19 protein-coding genes are annotated in these 20,142 nt (G+C 63.0%); 11 read left to right on the top strand and 8 right to left on the bottom strand.

Annotated elements, in window-relative coordinates:
- The first annotated feature begins 59 nt into the window (after positions 1–59).
- The 3 genes from ACFQ95_RS17655 (at position 60) to ACFQ95_RS17645 (ending at position 2,192) form a co-directional block, all read left to right on the top strand.
- On the top strand, positions 60–254 hold the full coding sequence (locus ACFQ95_RS17655) for a CbtB domain-containing protein (RefSeq protein WP_422833050.1): 195 nt from the start codon (positions 60–62) through the stop codon (positions 252–254).
- Between the two features lie 10 nt (positions 255–264).
- Entirely contained in the window at positions 265–1,092 is an 828-nt protein-coding gene (locus tag ACFQ95_RS17650) for a CbtA family protein (RefSeq protein WP_422833048.1), read from the top strand.
- A gap of 125 nt (positions 1,093–1,217) precedes the next feature.
- Complete coding sequence (locus ACFQ95_RS17645; protein ID WP_422833046.1) at positions 1,218–2,192, top strand: DedA family protein/thiosulfate sulfurtransferase GlpE; 975 nt, start codon at positions 1,218–1,220, stop codon at positions 2,190–2,192.
- On the opposite strand, the gene ACFQ95_RS17640 is transcribed toward ACFQ95_RS17645, so the two are convergent.
- Positions 2,189–2,845, bottom strand: coding sequence for a TetR family transcriptional regulator (locus ACFQ95_RS17640; RefSeq protein WP_422833045.1), 657 nt, complete (start codon positions 2,843–2,845; stop codon positions 2,189–2,191). The genes ACFQ95_RS17645 and ACFQ95_RS17640 overlap by 4 nt on opposite strands.
- Before the next feature lie 178 nt (positions 2,846–3,023).
- Here ACFQ95_RS17640 and ACFQ95_RS17635 point away from each other — a divergent pair, with 178 nt between their 5' ends.
- The 4 genes from ACFQ95_RS17635 (at position 3,024) to ACFQ95_RS17620 (ending at position 9,711) form a co-directional block, all read left to right on the top strand.
- Positions 3,024–4,304, top strand: a complete 1,281-nt coding sequence (locus tag ACFQ95_RS17635; RefSeq protein WP_422833044.1) for an efflux RND transporter periplasmic adaptor subunit — start codon at positions 3,024–3,026, stop codon at positions 4,302–4,304.
- Between the two features lie 12 nt (positions 4,305–4,316).
- A complete protein-coding gene (locus ACFQ95_RS17630; protein WP_422833042.1) occupies positions 4,317–7,472 on the top strand; it encodes an efflux RND transporter permease subunit in 3,156 nt (1,051 codons plus the stop codon).
- Positions 7,465–8,898, top strand: coding sequence for an efflux transporter outer membrane subunit (locus ACFQ95_RS17625; RefSeq protein WP_422833040.1), 1,434 nt, complete (start codon positions 7,465–7,467; stop codon positions 8,896–8,898). Before ACFQ95_RS17630 ends, ACFQ95_RS17625 begins: the two co-directional genes overlap by 8 nt.
- Positions 8,899–9,090: 192 nt before the next feature.
- Complete coding sequence (locus ACFQ95_RS17620; protein ID WP_422833039.1) at positions 9,091–9,711, top strand: c-type cytochrome; 621 nt, start codon at positions 9,091–9,093, stop codon at positions 9,709–9,711.
- A gap of 76 nt (positions 9,712–9,787) precedes the next feature.
- Here the strand turns inward: ACFQ95_RS17620 and ACFQ95_RS17615 are convergent, their stop codons facing one another.
- The 4 genes from ACFQ95_RS17615 to ACFQ95_RS17600 all read right to left on the bottom strand — a co-directional run bounded on the left by ACFQ95_RS17615 (position 9,788) and on the right by ACFQ95_RS17600 (position 14,084).
- Entirely contained in the window at positions 9,788–10,330 is a 543-nt protein-coding gene (locus ACFQ95_RS17615; protein WP_422833036.1) for a DUF2946 family protein, read from the bottom strand.
- 64 nt (positions 10,331–10,394) lie between these two features.
- Positions 10,395–12,230 carry a methyl-accepting chemotaxis protein gene (locus ACFQ95_RS17610; RefSeq protein ID WP_422833035.1) on the bottom strand — a complete coding sequence of 612 codons (1,836 nt, stop codon included), beginning with the start codon at positions 12,228–12,230 and terminating at the stop codon, positions 10,395–10,397.
- Positions 12,231–12,585: 355 nt separating this feature from the next.
- Positions 12,586–13,581, bottom strand: coding sequence for a YheT family hydrolase (locus ACFQ95_RS17605; RefSeq protein ID WP_422833033.1), 996 nt, complete (start codon positions 13,579–13,581; stop codon positions 12,586–12,588).
- A 53-nt stretch (positions 13,582–13,634) separates the two neighbouring features.
- Positions 13,635–14,084: a YybH family protein gene (locus ACFQ95_RS17600; protein ID WP_422833031.1), complete on the bottom strand. Its 450-nt coding sequence runs from the start codon at positions 14,082–14,084 to the stop codon at positions 13,635–13,637.
- 99 nt (positions 14,085–14,183) lie between these two features.
- Here ACFQ95_RS17600 and ACFQ95_RS17595 point away from each other — a divergent pair, with 99 nt between their 5' ends.
- From ACFQ95_RS17595 to ACFQ95_RS17585, 3 genes are read left to right on the top strand one after another with little or no spacing between them, the layout of a single operon-like run.
- The gene (locus tag ACFQ95_RS17595) at positions 14,184–14,783 is read left to right on the top strand and encodes a LemA family protein (RefSeq protein WP_422833029.1); all 600 of its coding nucleotides are present in this window, start codon (positions 14,184–14,186) and stop codon (positions 14,781–14,783) included.
- 3 nt (positions 14,784–14,786) lie between these two features.
- On the top strand, positions 14,787–15,722 hold the full coding sequence (locus tag ACFQ95_RS17590) for a TPM domain-containing protein (RefSeq protein WP_422833027.1): 936 nt from the start codon (positions 14,787–14,789) through the stop codon (positions 15,720–15,722).
- Positions 15,723–15,725: 3 nt separating this feature from the next.
- Positions 15,726–16,259, top strand: coding sequence for a TPM domain-containing protein (locus ACFQ95_RS17585; RefSeq protein WP_422833025.1), 534 nt, complete (start codon positions 15,726–15,728; stop codon positions 16,257–16,259).
- Positions 16,260–16,359: 100 nt separating this feature from the next.
- Here ACFQ95_RS17585 and ACFQ95_RS17580 read toward each other — a convergent pair whose 3' ends face one another.
- A complete protein-coding gene (locus tag ACFQ95_RS17580; protein WP_422833023.1) occupies positions 16,360–17,088 on the bottom strand; it encodes a DUF2076 domain-containing protein in 729 nt (242 codons plus the stop codon).
- Positions 17,089–17,286: 198 nt separating this feature from the next.
- On the opposite strand from ACFQ95_RS17580, the gene ACFQ95_RS17575 reads away from it, so the two are divergent.
- A complete protein-coding gene (locus tag ACFQ95_RS17575) occupies positions 17,287–18,762 on the top strand; it encodes an MFS transporter (RefSeq protein WP_422833021.1) in 1,476 nt (491 codons plus the stop codon).
- 1 nt (position 18,763) lies between these two features.
- Here ACFQ95_RS17575 and ACFQ95_RS17570 read toward each other — a convergent pair whose 3' ends face one another.
- Positions 18,764–19,552 carry an SDR family oxidoreductase gene (locus ACFQ95_RS17570; protein ID WP_422833019.1) on the bottom strand — a complete coding sequence of 263 codons (789 nt, stop codon included), beginning with the start codon at positions 19,550–19,552 and terminating at the stop codon, positions 18,764–18,766.
- Positions 19,553–19,643: 91 nt separating this feature from the next.
- Positions 19,644–20,142: AEC family transporter (locus tag ACFQ95_RS17565; protein WP_422833017.1), on the bottom strand; the 499-nt coding region annotated here is incomplete at its 5' end.

Genomic DNA, 20,142 nt, shown 5'->3' with positions numbered 1-20,142 from the left:
TCACTTTCAGTTGCCGCTCCACCACTTCATTGCATTGCATTGCCAACAAGGTATTCAACATGACAGCTCCTTCTTCCTCCACTACCCCTTCATCCGCTGGCGATACGGCTCGCACCACCAGCATCACCTGGCAATTGGCCGGCGCCGTCAGCCTGGGCCTGGTGATGTTGTATGGCGTGGCCTTTGCCGAGAGCCCGTTGCTGCACAACGCCGCACACGACGTGCGCCACGTCACAGTCAAACCTTGCCACTGAGGGGGCAAACATGCTGTTCCAACGTCTGATCTGGTGTGCGCTGGGCGTAGCCTTGTTGCTGGGCAGCGCACAGAGCGTGCTGCAACGCCTGCAAACCGTGCCGCTGATCCTGGCCGCCGAAGTGTTTGAGGAGAGCAAGACCGAAGCTGTGGCCGCGCCCGTCGCGGCCGATGCGACCACCACCTCACACACCCACGCCGACGGCGCGGCCCACGACCATGGCAGCGCTGACGAATGGTCACCTGCCCAAGGTTTTGAACGCGGCTTCTGGACCTGGGTCGCGAATGTGCTGCATGCCTTCAGCATGGCCTTGCTGGCACTGGCAGCCATGGGCTTTTGGGCTTATCGCCGGGCCGTGAAATCAATGCGCGAGTCCAACAGCATCAAGCTCGCGTTTGCGGTGGCAGCGTCGGGTTGGCTGAGCTTGCATTTCTGGCCGTCGCTCGGGTTACACGCCGAATTGCCTGGCATGGACGCCGCCGCTTTGCAGGCGCGCCAAGCCTGGTGGGTGTTGGCAGTGGTCTGCTCGGCGCTGGCTTGCGCGGCCGTCGCCTTTGGCACACGCAGCTGGAAGTTTGCGCTGGCCGCGGTATTGCTGGCCTTGCCCTTTGTGCTGGGCGCACCGCAGCACAGTGCGGATGCGCTGGCCGGCTTCAGCGGAGAGGCCCACGCGCAGATGGCCGAGCTGGCACGCCAATTTGTCTGGGCGACCACCTGGCTGTCCTTGTCGTTCTGGGGCTTGCTTGGCGCGCTAAATGCGTGGGTGTTTGCACGCTGGCTCGCGCCTGTGGTGGCCGATGTACTCCAGGGGCGCAGCCCCAGCCCCGTCGCGACCTAAACCACAACCGACTGCCAGACGCGCCGGATGCTTGCCTGCAAGCATCCGGCTTTTTTGTCGGCGGGTTAGCATTCACGGATTCATGGGCATACACCTGACTTTTACGAAAACACTGGGCTCCCCGCATGTTTGACTTCATGGCGTTGATCACGGCGCAGTCGGCTGTGGCGGTTTTTCTGGCCACGGCGGCGGCGCGTATTGGTTTGCCGGTGCCGGCCGCGCCCTTGCTGGTGGTGGCTGGCAGCTTGATTGCCGTCGACCTGGTGCCGCTGGCAGATGTGCTGGTGGCCGCGCTCATCGGCAATCTGATAGGCGACGGCGCCTGGTTTTACGCCGGCCGCAGATATGGGCAACGGATTCTGCGCCTGTTATGCCGCATCTCCATGTCGCCCGACACCTGTGTGCAGCAAAGCCAGTCGTTGATACAGCGCTGGGGTGGCGCGTCCTTGATCACGGCCAAATACGTGCCCGGCGTGTCGCTGATTGCGCCGCCGCTGCTGGGCGCTTTGGGCATGTCCTTGCCACGGTTCTTGTGGTTCGAGTTGCTCTCGGCGGCGATCTGGTCGGGCGGCTTTTTGGCGCTGGGCTGGTTCTTCAACACCCAGGTGCAAACCATTCTGCTGAGTCTGGCCCAGGCCGGTGGTGTGGCGGCCGTGGCAGTTGCATTGGTCTTGGGCGTGGTGCTGGTGCGCCACTGGCGGCGCCGACGTGCGCTGCAAGCGCTGGAGATGCCACGTATTACCGTGGCCCAACTGCGCAGCATGCAGCAGCAGTCGCCGGCGCCGGTCGTGGTTGATGTACGCGGCAGCACCGGGCTGGCCATGGCGCCGCAGCGCATTCCGGGTGCGTACTCATACAGCTTGCAGGAATTGCGCGAAAGCGTGGCGCTCAATTTCCCCGATGACGCGGACGTGGTGCTGTATTGCAATTGCCCGAATGAAGCCTCGGCCGTGCAAGGCGCGCAACTACTGCTGGCGCGCGGCCGCAAGAAGGTTCATCCCTTGGCCGGCGGGCTGGAGGCCTGGACTGCGGCGGGGCACCCGGTGGAGGCGCTGGACTCGACGGTCGCGGCCACCGGGTCCAAGCCATCACCGATCTAGGGCTTGTCGACAAGCTTCTTCGCGGCCGGATACGGCTCACCCAAGCCCAATCCGCTCAGGTAGATCTGCAGCGCAACAGTTCCCACTTCCACCAGGTCAAACGCCTCGGTATCGAGCAGCCAGTCCTGGATCAAGCCCCAAGCAAGGGTTTGCAGCCCACGTGCGGCCAGGGCGGCGGGCATCTGCAGTTGCACACCGCGCCATTGCGCTCCGGCTTCAATGGCGCGGCGAAAGTCCGCCAGGCACTGCTCACGCACCGCATGGTGGCGCTCGCGCACGGCACGCAACTCTTCTACATATTCCACCTGGTGTACTGCCACATCAAACACGCGGCGCAACTGCACGTCGTGCAACATACGTTGCCAAGTGTTCGCCAGGGTGGCGCGTAAAGCCTCCAGCGGATCCACTCCGGGCTCGGCTCCGACCAATTGCAAGGCGTTTTCCAATGGCAATGTGGCGCGGTCCATCATGGCATTGAACAAATCCGCCTTGTCCTTGAAATGCCAATAAATGGCGCCACGCGTAAGACCGGCGTTTTCCGCGATTTCGGCAAGCGAACTGCGCGACACACCCTTGGCGTGGAACACCAATTCCGCCTCGTCGAGCAAGCGGTCTCGCGTGGCCTGAGCGTCTTCTTTTGTGCGGCGCGCCATTTACCTAGGGTTTGTTACTACTTTGATGGAATTCTGCTATTATACATTCATCAGTGTATGTATACAAAACATCACGTGATTTCGGTACTATTTGGGGTTCGCATGTGACCCCTGTGGTCGCCGCCTCTTTCGCTTTCTGCCTGTTTTCCCGTTGCTTGTTTCCCCCGGAAGGAATTGCATGTCTCTCCAACGCACCCCACAGCGTCTTACGCTGCAGTCCATCCGTGGCCTGCTTTTAGTCCCATCCGTGTTGGCCGCTGCGGCCTTGCTCGCAGCCTGCGGCCAAAAGAGTGGGGAAGGTGGTGCCCAAGCTGGCGGCGGCGCGCCTCCGCCGGCCGAAGTCGGCGTCGTCACCGTCAAGTTGGGTGAAGTCGACCTGGTCAACGAGTTGCCAGGCCGCCTGGAAGCCTCGCGCGTGGCCGAAGTGCGTGCCCGCGCCGCTGGCATTTTGCAAAAGCGCCTGTTCGCCGAGGGCAGCGATGTGAAGGCCGGCCAAACGCTTTTTGCCATCGACTCGGCACCGTATGCCGCCTCTTACCAGAGTGCGCAGGCCTCGCTGGCCAGTGCGCAAGCGAACCTGCAGCAAGCCACCGCCTTGGCCGAGCGCTACAAGCCGCTGGTGGAAGCCAATGCCATCAGCAAACAAGACTACGTGAACGCCGTGGCCGCCGCCGCACAAGCCGAAGCCAGCGTGGCCGTGGGCAAGGCCGCCGTGCAGACCGCCAAGATCAATCTGGACTACAGCCAGGTCACCGCGCCTATCTCCGGCCGCATTGGCCGTGCGCTGGTCACCGAAGGTGCCCTGGTCGGCCAGGGTGAAGCCACGGCCCTGGCCGTGATTCAGCAAATCAACCCGATGTACGTGAACTTCACGCAATCGGCTGGTGAAGTGTTGGCGCTGCGCCGTGGCCTGGAAAGCGGCCAACTCAAGCGCGCCCCCGGCGCCGAAGCCGCCAGCGTGCGCATCATTCTGGACGGCCAGGGCGAATACGCCCAAGCCGGCCGCCTGCTGTTCTCGGACCTGACGGTCGACGCCAACACGGGCCAGATCACACTGCGCGCCGAAGTGCCCAACCCCAAGGGCCTGCTGTTGCCTGGCCTTTATGTGCGTGTACGCCTGGAGCAATCACAAGCCGCCAACGCCTTCCCTGTTCCCCAGCAAGCCGTCACCCGTGGCAACAAGGGCGACAGCGTGATGGTGGTGGGCGCCGACGGCAAGGTCGCCCCACGCAAGGTGAAGATCAGTTCGGCCAAGGGCAATAACTGGGTGGTGGTCGACGGCCTGAAAGACGGCGACCAGGTGATGGTCGACGGCTTCCAGAAGCTGCGCGGCGACGCCCCGGTGAAGCCCGTGCCATGGCAACCCGCCGACGCCTCCGCGGCGGCTGCGGGTGCAGCTGCACCAACTGCTGCCAAAGCCCCCGCCGCCTCAGCGGCCACGGCGGCTGCCAGCAAGTAAGGAGCCCGCAGCATGGCAAAGTTTTTTATCGACCGCCCGATTTTTGCGTGGGTGGTTTCGCTGTTCATCATCGTGATGGGGGTGATCTCCATCACGCAACTGCCGGTGGCGCAATACCCACCCGTGGCGCCGCCCGCCATCGTGATCAACGTCGCCTACCCAGGCGCCTCGGCGCAGACGCTGGAGCAAAGCGTGCTGAGTGTGATCGAACGCGAAATGAACGGCTCGCCCGGCATGATCTACATGGAAGCCGTGGCGCAAGCCGACGGCACCGGTTCGCTGACGCTGAGCTTCGAGCCCGGCACCAACGCCGACCTGGCGCAGGTGGACGTGCAGAACCGCTTGTCGCGTGCCACGCCGCGCCTGCCATCGGCCGTGACACAACAAGGTGTGCGTGTCGACAAGTCACGCAACAACTTCCTGTTGTTTGTGATGTTGTCGTCCACCAACCCGGATGTCGACACCAATGCGCTGGGCGACTACGCCTCGCGCAACATCCTGCCGGAAATCCAACGGACTTCGGGCGTGGGCCAGGCGCAGTTGTTCGGCACCGAACACGCCATGCGCATCTGGATAGACCCGGCCAAGCTGGTGGGCTACAAGCTCTCCACGGCCGACGTCAACACCGCCATCAGCGGCCAGAACGCCCAGGTGGCTTCGGGCACCATTGGCGACCTGCCCAACATCAGCGGCCAGGGCATCAGCGCCACGGTGGTGGTCAGCGGCCAGCTCAGCACGGTCGAGCAATTCGGCAACATCGTGCTGCGCGCCAATGCTGACGGCTCGCAAGTGCGCCTGAAGGACGTGGCCCGCATCGAACTCGGTGCACAAAGCTACTCCACCAGCGCGCGCCTGAACGGCCAACCGGCCGTGGGCATCGGTGTCCAGCTGTCGCCCTCGGGCAACGCCATGGCCACGGCCAAGCTGGTCAAGACACGCATGGCCGAACTGCAAAAGTTCTTCCCGGATGGTGTGTCGTTCAACGTACCTTACGACAGCTCACGCTTCGTTGGCATCTCCATCGAGAAGGTGGCGCACACGCTGATAGAGGCCATCGTGCTGGTGTTCCTGGTGATGTTCCTGTTCCTGCAGAACATCCGCTACACGCTGATTCCATCCATCGTGGTGCCGGTGGCCCTTTTGGGCACGTTCTCGGCACTGCTGGCCCTGGGCTTCTCGATCAACGTGCTGACCATGTTCGGCATGGTGCTGGTGATCGGTATCGTGGTGGACGATGCGATTGTGGTGGTCGAAAACGTCGAACGCATCATGAGCGAAGAAGGTTTGCCGCCGCTGCAGGCCACACGCAAGGCCATGGGCCAGATCTCCGGCGCCATCATTGGTGTGACGGTGGTGCTGATCGCCGTGTTTGTGCCGCTGGCTTTCTTCTCCGGCTCGGTGGGCAATATCTACCGCCAGTTCTCGGCGGTGATGGTGGTGTCGATCGCGTTCTCCGCGTTCCTGGCGCTGTCGCTCACGCCGGCCTTGTGCGCCACGCTGCTCAAGCCGGTCGAGGCAGGCCACCACCACGAGAAGAAAGGTTTCTTCGGCTGGTTCAACCGTGGCTTCTCGCGCACCGCCAAGTCATATGAAGGCTTTGTCGCGCGCCTGCTGAAAAAGGCCGGCCGCTACATGATCATCTACGCGGCACTGGTGGCTGCGGTGGTGCTGGTCTACAACCGCCTGCCGACCTCGTTCCTGCCCGATGAAGACCAGGGCAACCTGATCATCAACGTGCAGTTGCCGCCGGGCGCCACGCAAGAGCGCACCAGCAAGGTGATGGCCCAGGTCGAGGACTACATCCTCAAGCAGCCCGAAGTGCAGAGCATGGTCGGTGTGCTGGGCTTCAGCTTCTCGGGTACCGGGCAGAACGCAGGCCTGGCCTTCGTGACCTTGAAGGACTGGGACGAACGCCACGAACCGCAACACCAGGCTTCGGCCATCGCGGGTCGGGCCTTCGGTGCACTGTCTGGCATTCGTGATGCGTTCATCTACCCGCTGAGCCCACCGGCGATTCCCGAACTGGGCACCTCCAGCGGCTTCACCTTCCGTTTGCAAGACCGCGCCAGCCTGGGCCACGACGCCCTGCTCGCGGCCCGCAACCAACTGCTGGGCATGGCCTCTAAGAGCCCCATCCTCACGCAAGTGCGCCCCAACGGGCTGGAAGATGCGGCCCAGCTGCAGATCGACATTGACCGCGACAAGGCCAACGCACTGGGCGTGAGCTTCAGTGCCATCAACAGCGCGCTTTCTACGGCGCTGGGCTCCAGCTACGTCAACGACTTCCCGAATCAGGGCCGTCTGCAACGTGTGGTGGTGCAAGCCGACGCAAAAGACCGCATGCAGCCGCAAGATCTGCTGAAGATCAATGCGCTGAACAACACCGGCCAGGCCGTGCCACTGTCGTCCTTCGCCTCGACGCGCTGGATCACCGGCCCTATGCAGACCGTGCGCTACAACGGCTACCCCGCCATGCGTATTGAAGGCGCTGGTGCACCCGGCTACAGCAGCGGAGCCGCCATGGCCGAAATGGAACGTCTGGCCGCACAGCTGCCACCGGGCTTCGGCTACGAGTGGACGGCGCTGTCGCGCGAAGAAAAGCTCGCCGGCTCGCAAGCCGTGGTGCTCTACGGCTTCGCCATCCTGGCGGTGTTCCTGTGCCTGGCCGCGCTGTATGAAAGCTGGTCTATCCCGATGTCGGTGATTCTGGTCGTGCCGCTGGGTGTGCTGGGCGTGCTGCTGGCGACCTGGTCGCGCTCGTACGCGGCCGACGTCTACTTCCAGGTGGGACTGGTCACCATCATTGGTTTGTCGGCCAAGAACGCGATTTTGATCATTGAGTTTGCCAAGGATCTACAGGCCCAAGGCAAGGGCGTGATCGAAGCAGCGCTCGAGGCCGCCCACCTGCGCTTCCGTCCGATCATCATGACGTCGATGGCGTTCATGCTGGGTGTGCTGCCCTTGGCCATTGCCAGCGGCGCCAGCTCGGCCAGCCAACGTGCCATCGGCTCGGCGGTGCTGGGCGGCATGATCACCGGCACCATCCTGGCGGTGATTTTTGTGCCGATCTTCTTTGTGCTGATCCGCAGTGTTTTCAAGGGCAGCGCGCGCCAGGCGGAAATCTACGCCGAGCACGCCAAACATACCGGAGTCGGTAGCCATGAGTAAGTTAAGCATTCTGAGTCTGGCAGCGGCCGCTTTTTTGAGCGGCTGCTCGATGATCCCCACCTACGAACGCCCGGCCGCACCCGTGGCCGGCCAGTGGCCTGCCGAGGCGGCAGGCATGACCGTCGCCGCGCCTGGCAAGGCGCCCACCGAGGTGCCGTGGCAGTCTTTCTTCACCGATCCGCAACTGCAACGGCTGATTGAAACCGCACTGCAAAACAACCGCGACCTGCGTGTGGCGGTGCTCAACATAGAGCAAGCACGCGCGCAATTTCAGATCAAACGGGCAGACCAGTTCCCCACCGTCAATCTGGGCGCCAGCGGCCAAAAGGTCACCAGCAGCAACAGCGCCACCTATAGCGTGGGCCTGGTCACGTCCAGCTGGGAGCTGGACTTCTTCGGCCGCGTGGCAAGCCTCAAGGAAGCCGCCTTGGCCCAGTACCTGGCCACCGAGGAAGCGCGCAAGAGCGCGCAGATCAGCCTGATTGCGTCGGTAGCGGGCGGATACATCGCGCTGCTGGCCGACCGCGAACTCCTGGACCTGACCGAGCAGACGGTGAACAGCCGGATCGAATCGGAAAAACTCGCCAAGCTGCGTTTCGACAACGGCGTAGCCTCCGAACTCGACTTGCGCCAAGCGCAATCGCTGACGGAAACCGCTCGCGCCGAACGCGCGCGCCTGACACGCCTGACAGCACAAGACCGCAACGCGCTGAGCCTGCTGGTCGGCCAACCACTAGGGGCGCTGGGAGAACTCTCCGCCAACGCTTCCCTGGGCAACACCCAACTGGTCAATACCTTGCCGCCGGGTCTGCCGTCGGACGTGCTGTTGAGCCGCCCCGACATCCGCCAGGCCGAACAGGTCATGCTGGCCAACAACGCCAACATCGGCGCCGCGCGGGCCGCATTCTTCCCGAACATCTCGCTCACCGTGGGTGCTGGCACCGCCAGTTCACACTTCAACGACTTGTTCTCGGGTGGTACTTGGGGCTTCACCGTGGCGCCGCAGCTGATGCTGCCGATCTTCGACGCCGGCCGCAACCAGGCCAACCTGGACTCGGCCAATGCAGGCCGTGCGATTGCGCAGGCCCAGTACGAGAAGGCCATTCAGACCGCCTTCCGCGAAGTCGCGGATGCCCTGGCCGGTCAGGCAACCTTTAATGAACAGCTACGCGCACTGCGCGCCCAGGTGGCAGCCGACGAAGCCACTTATAAGCTGTCGGATCTGCGCTACAAAGGCGGCGTGGCCAGCTACCTCGATTTGCAGGTGGCGTTACGCACGCTGTTCACCTCGCAGTTGGCCGCGGTCCAGACGCAGCAGAGCCAATTGCTGAACCAGGTGGAGTTGTACAAGGCCTTGGGTGGCGGGTGGACCGAACCACCACCAGCCCCGCAAGCCAAGTCTGTTGCGGAAAACCCGGCCTCTTAAAGCCACCTCCGCAGCCCGCCTGGCCCTACACTTGGCTGGGCGTCCTCAGAACGGGTTCACGGTCTATTGGAGCACCAGTAGACCGTGAACCCGTTGTGCTGTCTTTGATCCGCCAAGGATCAAAAACAGCCTATGAGGGCCGTCGCTATAATCAAAAACAGTAGTAGAGCCCCCATAATAATTGAGGACAACATGAGCGATTCCCCACACGATCATGCGGCAGATGAAGCCCATACCGGCCCTATCAAAAACCCGAAACAACTGCTGATTTCGGTTTTCTTTTCTTTCGTCGTTCCAATTTTTCTGATCATTGGCCTGGTGTTCTTCGTGGTCTCGGCCTACAAGCCCGGCGGCATGGGTGATGGCAGTTCGGTGGGATTGGGTGGTCTGTCCGAACAAGAGCGCGTTGCAGCCGCCAACGTCCGCCTGCAAAAGGTCGGCATGGTCGAAATCCGCGATGCCAACCGCGAACTCAAATCCGGTGAAGAAGTCTTCAAAGCCCAATGCACAACCTGCCATGCGGCTGGCGTGGCCGGTGCGCCTAAGCTGGGCGATGCTGCCGCCTGGACCACCCGCATCTCCACGGGTTACGAGGCCTTGCTGCACTCCGCGCTGAAGGGCAAAGGCGCCATGGCCGCACAAGGTGGCGGCGACTTCGAAGATCTGGAAATCGGCCGTGCCGTGGTCTACATGGCCAACGCCGCAGGTGGCAAGTTCCCAGTGCCCTCGAAACCTGCGGCAGCACCCGCAGATGGGGCGTCGGCAGCGGCACCGGCGGCCTCCGGCGCCACGCCAGTGGCCGCAGCCAAATAATGCGCGTCCAGTAAACCCGCCTCAGGGCATAAAAAAAACCGGCTGCATGGCCGGTTTTTTTTTGCGCTGCAGCTGCCTAGGCCTGATCGACTTGCGCCTGGGGGCTCAGCACATAGTCAAATTGCTGCGGAAGATCGGCCGCCAGCATCTCGCGTGGCTGCCATTTCCCCTGCTCAATCCAATCGGCCGCCAACAACACATCTTGTGTGTGCACCAGGCCAAAACCCAGATCGGTTTGCAGATAAAGCAGGCCTTCAGCGTCTACAACACACTGCTGCACCTGAGCCTGGCGCCCGGTATGGCTGATTACGGCACCATCTGACTGCAGCCGCCACACCAGCGGCGTGCGTGCCAGCTCGACATAGACCCGCTGCGGCCCATTCTGGAAGTACCAGCGGCCGACGTCATCGGCTTCGTAATTGCGCTGAATGAACTCGATCAGTTTTTCGTGCTGCAGCAGCGAGCCTTTGCTGCCCGGCACACCGCTGGCAAAACTGCCCAGCGCTTGCACCCTATCGTCGCGCATGTACCAGTTGCCACGTACATCTAGCCCCAGCCAACCGTAGCAATTCGGCACATGGGGCCACTTGGCCATCGCCTGTCTGACAATATCGTCCATGCGCCGATTATGCGGCGCATGGCGCCCTTTCACGAGGCCTGGGCAAAGGCTTTAGAGCCTCGCCTTAGAACGACTCCCAGTCGTCATCGCCTCCCGCGGCAGCCGCCTTGAGCTTGGGGGCGGGCAAGGATGCGGTGGCCGTGATAGCCGCCTTGGGCGCCGCTCTGGGCGGAGCTTTGGGTGCAGTTGCGGCGGGAGCTGGCTTTGGCGCTGCATGCGCAGCAGCGCTCACACGCGGCATGGATGCGGGTTTCGCCGTGGAGCCAGTGCTTTTCCCCGCTTTGATGGGATTGGGGCGCGGTGTCGGCGCCGCAGCATAGGAGGCGGCGGACGACACGGTACGCGTTGCACCGTCCGAGAGCTTGAACACCGCCACGGCATCCACCAGTTGCTGGGCCTGGCCCTTGAGCGCGTTCGCGGCCGCCGCACTCTGCTCCACCAGTGCCGCGTTCTGCTGCGTGGCCTGGTCCATCTGTGTGACGGCTTCGCCAACCTGGCTCACCCCCTGCGACTGCTCCACACTTGCGGCACTGATCTCACCCATGATGTCGGTCACGCGGCGGATCGAAGTCACCACTTCCTGCATCGTCACCCCGGCCTGATCCACCAGCGCCGTGCCTTGTTCCACACGCTCCACACTGGCCGAGATCAAGGCCTTGATTTCCTTGGCGGCCTCGGCACTGCGCCCGGCCAGACTACGCACCTCGCTGGCGACCACGGCAAAGCCGCGCCCTTGTTCACCGGCGCGCGCCGCTTCCACCGCCGCGTTCAGCGCCAGGATATTGGTCTGGAAGGCAATGCCGTCAATGACGCTGATGATGTCGGCAATCTTCTTGCTGCTGTCGTTGATGCCTTTCATGGTCTCGACCACCTGGCCTACGACATCGCCACCTTGCACCGCCACGGTGGAAGCGCTTTGCGCCAATTGATTCGCCTGGCGTGCGTTGTCCGAGTTCTGCTTCACCGTGCTGGAGAGTTGCTCCATGGACGCCGCCGTCTCTTCCAGCGCACTCGCCTGCTGTTCTGTGCGTGCCGACAAATCGTTGTTGCCCTGTGAAATCTCGGAACTGGCCGTGGCCACCCCGTCGGCATTGCTGCGCACATTGCTCACCACCGTGACCAGGCTGTTCTGCATGGCTTTCAAGGCTTGCAGCAGCAATGCGGTTTCGCTTCTGCCCTCAGCGTCGAAACGCGTGGTCAGGTCGCCCTCGGCCACCGCTTGCGACACCGCAACGGCCACATTCACCGGGCCGGTAATCGCCTTGACCAGCAGGTAGCCCAGCACCACCAGCAGCAGCACCGCCAGCACGCCGACGATGATCAGCAGTTGCAGCTTGGAGTGGTAGTCTGTGTTCGCCTGCTCCTGCGCACGCACACCATTGCCCGCCAGGATGGCCCCCAACTCTGTGGCCTCGACGCTGGCCTTGATTTGCACCGGCCGCACCGTGGTCGTCAACAGCTTGAGCAACTCCCCCGGATCTGCGTTCGCCAAGCCCTTCGTCACCACCGCCTCCAACGGTGCTCGGGTGCTGGCGATGGTGGCTTTCAAGGTGCTGAACTTTTCTTTGGCGTCGGCAGAAATGAGTCTGGCCTCCAGCAGCTTGGACGCGGCCTCAACGTCGCCGTAGGACTTTTGCAGGAGTGCGACCTCCTTTTTCATTTCCTCGGCATCAGTCAACAACACGATGTTGCGCACCGTCACGGCTTGCAGCAGCAGGTTTTCCTTGATGGATGCAATCGCCGCCGCCTTGGGCACCCGGTCCTCCGTCGCCAGATCCAACTGGGTCTTGATGCCGCTCATGCCGGAAATACCGATCCACACATTGATGGCCAACAAGATGGCCGCCAGCGCAATACCTATACCCAGACGCACCCCAATTTTCAACTGATTGAACTTCATGAGAAATTTCCCTCGGTGATTTCTGCAGCTTGGAAAAGGAAGGGGTGTGTGCAGATGCAGCACACCAGAAATACGCCGCCACCGCAGCGGCTGGGCGGCTGGCAAGAGACGGGAACAACCGCTGGTGCACTGTGCATGACAGGAGTCGCCTATGGCCGGTTGACTGCATAACCCATGGCAGGTTTACAGCGTGAAGAGCCTCACTTTGAACCTGAATGTAGCATCTTGTAAATAGCGAAACTACCCCGGCAGACATGTTGTTTCTTCGCCAGAGAGGTGCAGAAACAACACCCCATAGGCCTGCTGCCGGGCCCGTGGCCGTGCGCCAAGCCACCGTGCGGCCCGCAACCGGCCTTTACTGGCTGGCTTGCACCAGCCACGCGCCAACCTGGTCGGGCAGGTCGCGCACATGGCCCGGAAGGCGGCCCTTGGGAAACCCGACATGCCCGCCGTGCGAAGGTTGCCATAGCGTCACGTGTTCACCCACCTCGTCCTGGTGCGGCAGGCTCCAGGCGGGCACAAAGGGATCGTTGCTGGCGTTCACCACCAGGGTGGGGACACGGATATCCGCCAGGCGTGGCTTCGCGGAAGCGCGCGCCCAATAGTCCTCGACACTCTTGAAACCATGCACTGGGGCGGTAAAGGCGTTGTCAAACTCGTAGAGGTCGCGCGCCGCCAGCACCGTTTCACGGTCAAACAGCCCGGGGAACTGGGCGTACTTGGCCATGGCCTTGGGTTTCATGGTGCGCAAGAACATACGGGTATAGACCTGCCGGTTGAAACCACGGCCAATGACCCGGCCTGCGGCCACCAGGTCCACTGGCGACGACACCGCCGCCACCGCACGCACCATGCGGCTGGCTTGTGCGCCCTTCTCTTCGGCCCAACGCAGCAAGGCATTGCCACCCAAAGAGACACCAACGGCCAGCACCGGCCCCCTATGCCGCGCACGCATGCGCGCCAGAATCCAGTCGATCTCTTCAAAATCGCCCGAGTGGTAGACCCGGGGCGCCAGATTCAACTCGCCGCTGCAGCCCCGGAAATGCGGCACGGCAAAGGCCATGCCATGGCTGCGCGTGTAGTCGGCAAAAGCCTGCGCGTAATGGCTGCCCGATGAGCCCTCCAAGCCGTGGAACAACACCAGCAGCGGTCGGCTGTTGAGCTGGGCCGCGGGGTCCGCCACTTCTGCGGCGGGGTCGCAGAAATCAACGTCGACAAAGTCCATGTCCGGCGCGATCCAGCGCTCGCGCTTGAAACGCGGTGCCGGCCCAAATACGCGGCGCGAATAAAGCGCCGGCCAGATGGTTTGCAGGTGCCCGCCCGGCAACCACCAGGGCGCTACGTAGTTCATAGCCTTGTGCGCCTTTTTGGCGGGCGTCAAGGCATTCAAAGACACCGGCTTATTCAATGGAGTACCACGGGTGCGGCGCTGGCCTCTTGCATCTCGTTGCGTGTGCCCGGGCTGGCGTGGTGCGCCACCAGGCGCCAGCCTTGAGGAGTCTTGTGGTACACGTTGGTCGCCGTGGTAAAGCCTTCTCGCTGGCCCGACTCGGTCATCACCTCGACGCGCTCGATCACGTTATGCACAGCGCTGGCCATGGACTCGATCTTGCGCATGCGCTCGGCCTTCACATTCAATCGGCCGGTGGCAAACAGCGCCTCAAACGAAGCCCGGATCTGCGCCGTCCCCACCAGGCGTGGCCCACCCGGATGCACACACATCACTTCGTCCTCGTCCGCCCAACATGCCATCAAACGGTCGATATCGCCATGTTGCAGGGCTTCGTAGTAGGCTGCTTCGATATCGTCGGCAGTGCCACCTACGGTGGCCGCCTGGAGTTTGGCTTTGGACATGGTCTGTGACGTGTTGACACGGGTAAACCAGGATTTTGCACTGGATTAACAAACTGCTGTGCTAACGTCACGCCTCAATCGAATCGCGGAGAACGTCCCATGCAGCAACGCTTCTTGAAAATTCTCGCCGCCCTGGCTTTGCTTGCGGGCCTGAGCGGCTGCGGCTACAACGATTTCCAGAAGCTCGACGAACAAAGCAAAGCCGCCTGGAGCGAGGTGCTCAACCAATACCAGCGGCGTAGCGACCTTGTGCCCAACATTGTGGCCACGGTCAAGGGTGAAGCCGCATTCGAGCAGGACACCCTGACCAAGGTGGTGGAGGCGCGCGCCAAGGCGAGCTCGATACAGGTCACACCCGAAACGCTGAACAACCCCGAGGCATTCCAGAAGTTCCAGGCCGCGCAAGGTGAACTCGGCAGCGCGCTGAGCCGCTTGATGGTGGTCAGTGAACGCTACCCCGATTTAAAAGCCAACAAGGGCTTCAGCGATCTGCGCGTGCAGTTGGAAGGCACAGAGAACCGCATCACCGTGGCGCGCAACCGCTACATCAAGACGGTGGAGGAATACAACGTCCTGGCACGCAGCTTCCCCAGCAACCTCACGGCCAAAATCTTCAGCTATGCGGTGAAGCCCAACTTCAGCGTGCAGAACGAAGCCGCCATCTCCACGCCACCCGTGGTCGACTTCAACAAGAAGTAAGCCATGCGGCTCTCGGCGCGCGCGCCGTCTGGGTGGAGGCGCTGGACCTGGTGGTCGGCGCTGCTGTGTCTGGCTTGGCTGTCGGTATCGGCGGCACTGGCCCAGTCGCCTCTGCCGGTGCCACCCTTGACGGCGCATGTGATCGACCAAACCGGCAGCTTCAGCGCCGCGCAGCAACAAGCGCTGGAAGCCAAGCTCAGCAGCTTTGAAGCCAGCAGCGGCGCCCAGGTGGTGGTGCTGATGGTGCCCACCACCGCACCCGAAGACATCTTCGACTACAGCAACCGCGTCGCCAACACCTGGAAGATCGGCCGCAAGAACATCGGTGACGGTGTATTGCTGGTGATCGCCAAAAACGACCGCCGCCTACGCTTTGAAATCGCCAAAACACTGGAAGGCGCCATCCCGGACGTCCTCGCCAAACGTGTGATTGACGAAGCCATCACACCACACCTGCGCCAGGGCAACTACGCCGCCGGTGTCGAGGCCGGGCTTGATCGTGTGATGCAGCTCATCAAGGGCGAGGCCCTGCCCGCGCCCACACAAACCAGCCAAGGCCAGGCTGCTGACGAAGGGTTCCAATGGTTTGATCTGGCGATTTTTCTGTTCTTTGCCGTGCCGATTGGCGGGGCCATCGCGCGCAAGATTTTCGGCAAGGGCCTGGGCGCCTTGTTCACGGGTGGCGCCGTGGGTGTGCTGGCCTGGCTGTTCACCGCCAGCCTGGTGATTGCCGGCATTGCCGCTGTTGTGGCCTTGCTCTACACACTGGTGACGAGTGCTGGCCTGGTGCCAGCAGCACGCGCTGGCCGGGGTGGCGGGTTTGGTGGTGGTTTGGGCGGAGGCGGTTTTGGTGGTGGAGGAGGAGGATTCGGTGGCGGAGGCTTCAGCTCCGGTGGTGGTGGCGACTTTGGCGGCGGCGGCGCCTCGGGAGACTGGTAGACCATGACACTCTCTAGCAAACTCATACGCCTGTTGCGCCACCGTTGGTTCGACCTGAGCAACCGCGCCGAGCGAGATGTCCCGCCAGCCGTGCTTGCACGCCTGGCCCAACGCGTGACGGCCAGCGAACACCGCCACAGCGGAGAGATCCGCATCTGTGTGGAAGCCGGTTTGCCACAAAGCTATCTGTGGCGCGGCGCCGACGCACGTGAACGCGCCGTCACCTTGTTTGGCAAGTTGCGCGTGTGGGACACGGCACACAACAACGGTGTGCTGATCTACCTGCTGCTGGCCGACCATGCGATTGAAATCGTTGCCGACCGTGGACTCAATGCCCACGTCAGCACCGCACAATGGCAGGCCATGGTGAGCCGCATGCGCACACCGTTTCGCGAGGGGCGTTTTGAGGACGGGCTGACCCAGGCCCTGGAAGAAGTCTCGGCCGAACTGGTGCAGCACTTTCCGCTGGCGACCAACAGCCTGCGCCCCAACGAACTGCCCAACGACCCGGTGCTGAATCCGGGCGACAACGATTAGTACGACGGCTGACACAAGGCCCGGCACGCCGGCTCCACTCACTGCCAGCCAGAGCCATGGCGCCAACCCCGTCTAACGGCGCTGGCGCCGGATGCCGGGATCAAGTGGTCAGGTCGTTGTCCAGAAAGCCGTCATCGATACCCGAGGTCATGTCGTCCCACACATGCTCATTGGCGCCAGACAACAGCGGCTCGTTGTTGGCCGATGCCCGGCCGCTGTTGTCGTAGAAGTTCTGCGTCAGGTTTTCCGTCACACCTTGTCCCTGCGCCGGGGTAGCGCCGCCAAAAAAGCTGCTGCTGCCGTGGGGGGCGCCCAGCAGATGGCCAAGCCCATTAAACAGAAACATGCCACCGGCCACCCCGGCAGCGGACGCTGCAGCCGTGCCCAGAAAGCTGCTGCCGCTGCCGGCTGGCGCGGCCTGTTGCGGCGCAGCCGATGACGGCGCACCGCCAAACCAACGCTCACGCCAGCCTGCGGCCTGGGCCGGCGGCTGAGGCGGGGCTTGCATCTCGGGCTGCGGCACCAGGCCCGGGGCGGTTGGGTGACGGCCAAAGCCGGGTTCCAAACCACGCTGCAGGAAGCTGGCGCCACCCGGGTCACGTGCTGCGGCGCCGGCCACCTGTTCTTGCAGTTGCGCGATCTGCTGGTGTGCATGCTCCAGCGCACGCTCCAACAGCAAAGCGCGTTGCACCAGCAGGTACTGGGCATCGGCTTGTGTCGCCAGGCGTTGCTGGATCAGCGCGTCCACCTGCGGGTCTTTGGCCACGCCGTGCACGGCCGCCAGACGCGCCAAAAAGTCGTCGAGCATTTGTTGTTCCTGGGGGTTCATGCGAAGCCTTTCGATGCTAAAGAGAAAGTGGCGCCAGCATAGACCGGCAACACCTGAGCAGATGTTTCCGCCATGTAATACAGCCCAGGTTTAAGACTCGCTTAAGCAGCAGCAGATGTGATGCACGAAGCTGCGGCTAGCCCACTGCGGAACCACTGGCGCAGCAGGGTTGGCATCAAAAAGTTATATTGCTGCTCCATGCAAACGGCCCGCCAGGCGGGCCCACAGGAACCAGCTTTGCCGACGCCAGTGCCCCTCGCCCCGCCCCCAGAATCTGCCACGCCACCCGCGTTCTCGCGCCGCATCCCGCTCATCGTGGCCGCCACGTTTTTTATGGAGACGCTGGACAGCACCATCGTCACCACAGCGCTGCCGGCGATTGCGCACAGCTTCAACGCCAGCACACTCAGCCTGAGCCTGAGCATCTCGGCCTATCTGGTGGCACTGGCCGTGTTTGTGCCCACCGCCGGTTGGGCCAGCGACCGCTTCGGCGCGCGCAAGCTGTTTGCCAGCGCCATCGGCCTGTTCACCCTGGCCTCGCTGCTGTGCGCATTAAGCCCCAACTTGTGGACCTTTGTTGCGGCGCGCAGCTTGCAGGGTGTGGCCGCGGCCTTCATGTCGCCCGTGGGCCGCTTGATGGTGTTGCGCAGCACCCCCAAGCAACGCTTGATCGAAGCCCTCAGCCTGATCACCTGGCCTGGGCTCATAGGCCCGGTGCTGGGGCCACCGCTGGGCGGCTTCATCGCCACCTATGCCTCGTGGCACTGGATTTTTCTGATCAACCTACCGCTGGGCGTAGTCGGCATCTGGCTGGTGCTGCGCCACGTGCCCAACGACATAGGCGCAGAGCGCAGGCCTTTTGACACATCGGGTTTTGTGCTGACGGCGGTTGCGTTGTCCACGCTGGTCCACGGGCTGGCACTGCTCGGCGAAGCCCCTGGCGCGCGCCACACCGCCTGGCTTTGGCTGCTGGTCGCCGTTGTCTCTGGGGCGCTGGCAACACGGCACGCGCTGTTACACCCCACCCCCATGCTGGACCTGCGCGCGGTGCGTGTGCCGACGTTTGCCATCAGCATGCTGACCGCCGGCATGATGGCGCGCATTGCCATCAGCGCCACGCCGTTCCTGCTGCCGCTGATGTTCCAGATTGGTTTTGGGCTCAACGCGTTCCAGGCCGGCCTGATGCTGCTGGTCTACATGGGTGGCAACCTCGTCATGAAAAGCGCCACCACGCCGGTGCTGCGCCGCTTTGGCTTTCGCCGCGTATTGGCCGTGAATGGTGCACTGTGCGCGGTGTCGATGGCCGCATGTGGCCTGCTGTCGCCCGGCTTGTCGCTGGCCATCATCTACCCGGTGCTGTTTGTTGCCGGCATGACGCGCTCCATGCAGTTCACCACCGTCAGCTCGCTGGCGTTTGCCGACATCAGCGCCGAGCAACGTGCCGGGGCCAGTGCCTTGTCGGCCATGACGCAACAGGTCGCGGCCACCCTGGGTGTGGCGTTTGGCGCCACCACACTGGCGTTGTTTCAGAGCCTGCGCGCCGAGCCGTCGACACTGCAACTGGCCGACTTTCAGCACGCATTGCTGACCGGCGCGGCCTTGATGGCCGTGGGTGCCGCGTGGTCGCTGCGGCTGCCGAAAAATGCTGGCGCCGAGGTCTCCGGCCGAGCATAGTTCAATAGACGCCGGGTGTTGCACCACCATCCACGGCAATGGCCGTGCCCTGGATGTGGCGTGTTTTTTCCGAACACAGGAACAAGGTGAGCGCCGCCACGTCTTCGGGCGTGCCCAGCCGCGCCAGCCCTTCGCGTGTGATCTGCGCCTGCCGCTCTTCGGCCACGGTTTTGCCGCTGGCCGTGGCGCGCTGCTGAAAGATCTGCTGCACACGGTCGGTCTCCGTCAGCCCCGGCAGAATGGCATTAACGTTGACACCTTCGCGTTTGCCCAGGCCTGCCAGGCCTTTGCTGAAGTTGTGCATGGCGGCGTTCACCGCGCCGCCAATCAAAAAACCCGGATCAGGCGTGCGCGCCGCACCGCCAATGATGTTGACCACGTGGCCGCGCCCGGCCACCAGCATGGGCCAGAAAAGGCGGCACAGGTTTACGCAGCCAAAAAACTTCAATGCAAAGCCGTCTTGCCACACGGCAGCGGTCAAATCGACAAACGCCCCGGCGCGTGTGGCGCCAGCCGAATTCACCAGGATGTCGCAACGGCCATGGCGCGCCGCCACCAGGTCAAACACCGCGCGGCAGCCGTCTTCGGAACGCAGGTCGGTGGCACACACATCGGGGCGCGCCACGCCCGTGGCGGCGATGGCGTCGGCGGTGGCGTCCAGCGTGGCCTGCGACGAAGCGGCCAATACCGTGTGTGCGCCCTGTGCCGCAAACGCCTCGGCGATGCCGCGCCCAATGCCACGGCTGCCACCCGTGATCACCACCACTTTTCCGCTGAACTCGTGTGCCATGCTGCGTCTCCTTGTGTTACGCGACAACTATCAAAAACGTAGCTGCTTGCGCTTATGCAGAAAGCGCTGGAGGCCTAATTTTCTTAAGCAGCTATGGCGTCCAGCCTAACACTGCGTGCATCGCCCACAACAGCATGCTGATGGATACAAACGATGCCACCGTGGTCACCAGCAAGGCTGCAGCGCAAAAACCTTCGTGGTGGTATTTCTGGGCGACGACCGGGTACAGGCTCATCATCGGCATGCCCGCCAACACCACGGCAGCGATGCGCAATTGCGGGTCCAGCGGCGGCAGCGTCCACAGCGCCAGGAACACCAGCAAAGGGTGCAGTACCAACTTGCCGAAGGTCACGGTGGCAATGTCGCGGCGCACACCACCCAGCTTCAAGCCGACCAATGATCCACCAATCACAAACAACGCCACCGGACTGGCGGCGGTGGCCACAATTTGCACGGTACGCGCCATCACTTCGGGCAGTTGCAGGCCGAGCATGGAAAACGCAAAGCCGAGCAAGATGGCGGCGATCATCGGGTTCTTCAGCAGCCCGCGCAGGTTGCGCAGCAAGGTGGAATGCCAGCGCTGGGCTGCG

This window comes from Variovorax sp. HJSM1_2, assembly GCF_049316285.1.
In the GTDB taxonomy this organism is placed as follows: Bacteria; Pseudomonadota; Gammaproteobacteria; order Burkholderiales; family Burkholderiaceae_C; genus Rhodoferax_B.
This window is presented reverse-complemented; position numbering and strand designations above follow the sequence as displayed.

Excerpts from the sequence above, each read along its gene's own strand:
- ACFQ95_RS17655 (WP_422833050.1), top strand. The coding sequence starts at position 60 with ATGACAGCTCCTTCTTCCTCCACTACCCCTTCATCCGCTGGCGATACG.
- ACFQ95_RS17650 (WP_422833048.1), top strand. The coding sequence starts at position 265 with ATGCTGTTCCAACGTCTGATCTGGTGTGCGCTGGGCGTAGCCTTGTTG.
- ACFQ95_RS17645 (WP_422833046.1), top strand. The coding sequence starts at position 1,218 with ATGTTTGACTTCATGGCGTTGATCACGGCGCAGTCGGCTGTGGCGGTT.
- ACFQ95_RS17640 (WP_422833045.1), bottom strand. The coding sequence starts at position 2,845 with ATGGCGCGCCGCACAAAAGAAGACGCTCAGGCCACGCGAGACCGCTTG.
- ACFQ95_RS17635 (WP_422833044.1), top strand. The coding sequence starts at position 3,024 with ATGTCTCTCCAACGCACCCCACAGCGTCTTACGCTGCAGTCCATCCGT.
- ACFQ95_RS17630 (WP_422833042.1), top strand. The coding sequence starts at position 4,317 with ATGGCAAAGTTTTTTATCGACCGCCCGATTTTTGCGTGGGTGGTTTCG.
- ACFQ95_RS17625 (WP_422833040.1), top strand. The coding sequence starts at position 7,465 with ATGAGTAAGTTAAGCATTCTGAGTCTGGCAGCGGCCGCTTTTTTGAGC.
- ACFQ95_RS17620 (WP_422833039.1), top strand. The coding sequence starts at position 9,091 with ATGAGCGATTCCCCACACGATCATGCGGCAGATGAAGCCCATACCGGC.
- ACFQ95_RS17615 (WP_422833036.1), bottom strand. The coding sequence starts at position 10,330 with ATGGACGATATTGTCAGACAGGCGATGGCCAAGTGGCCCCATGTGCCG.
- ACFQ95_RS17610 (WP_422833035.1), bottom strand. The coding sequence starts at position 12,230 with ATGAAGTTCAATCAGTTGAAAATTGGGGTGCGTCTGGGTATAGGTATT.
- ACFQ95_RS17605 (WP_422833033.1), bottom strand. The coding sequence starts at position 13,581 with ATGAACTACGTAGCGCCCTGGTGGTTGCCGGGCGGGCACCTGCAAACC.
- ACFQ95_RS17600 (WP_422833031.1), bottom strand. The coding sequence starts at position 14,084 with ATGTCCAAAGCCAAACTCCAGGCGGCCACCGTAGGTGGCACTGCCGAC.
- ACFQ95_RS17595 (WP_422833029.1), top strand. The coding sequence starts at position 14,184 with ATGCAGCAACGCTTCTTGAAAATTCTCGCCGCCCTGGCTTTGCTTGCG.
- ACFQ95_RS17590 (WP_422833027.1), top strand. The coding sequence starts at position 14,787 with ATGCGGCTCTCGGCGCGCGCGCCGTCTGGGTGGAGGCGCTGGACCTGG.
- ACFQ95_RS17585 (WP_422833025.1), top strand. The coding sequence starts at position 15,726 with ATGACACTCTCTAGCAAACTCATACGCCTGTTGCGCCACCGTTGGTTC.
- ACFQ95_RS17580 (WP_422833023.1), bottom strand. The coding sequence starts at position 17,088 with ATGAACCCCCAGGAACAACAAATGCTCGACGACTTTTTGGCGCGTCTG.
- ACFQ95_RS17575 (WP_422833021.1), top strand. The coding sequence starts at position 17,287 with ATGCAAACGGCCCGCCAGGCGGGCCCACAGGAACCAGCTTTGCCGACG.
- ACFQ95_RS17570 (WP_422833019.1), bottom strand. The coding sequence starts at position 19,552 with ATGGCACACGAGTTCAGCGGAAAAGTGGTGGTGATCACGGGTGGCAGC.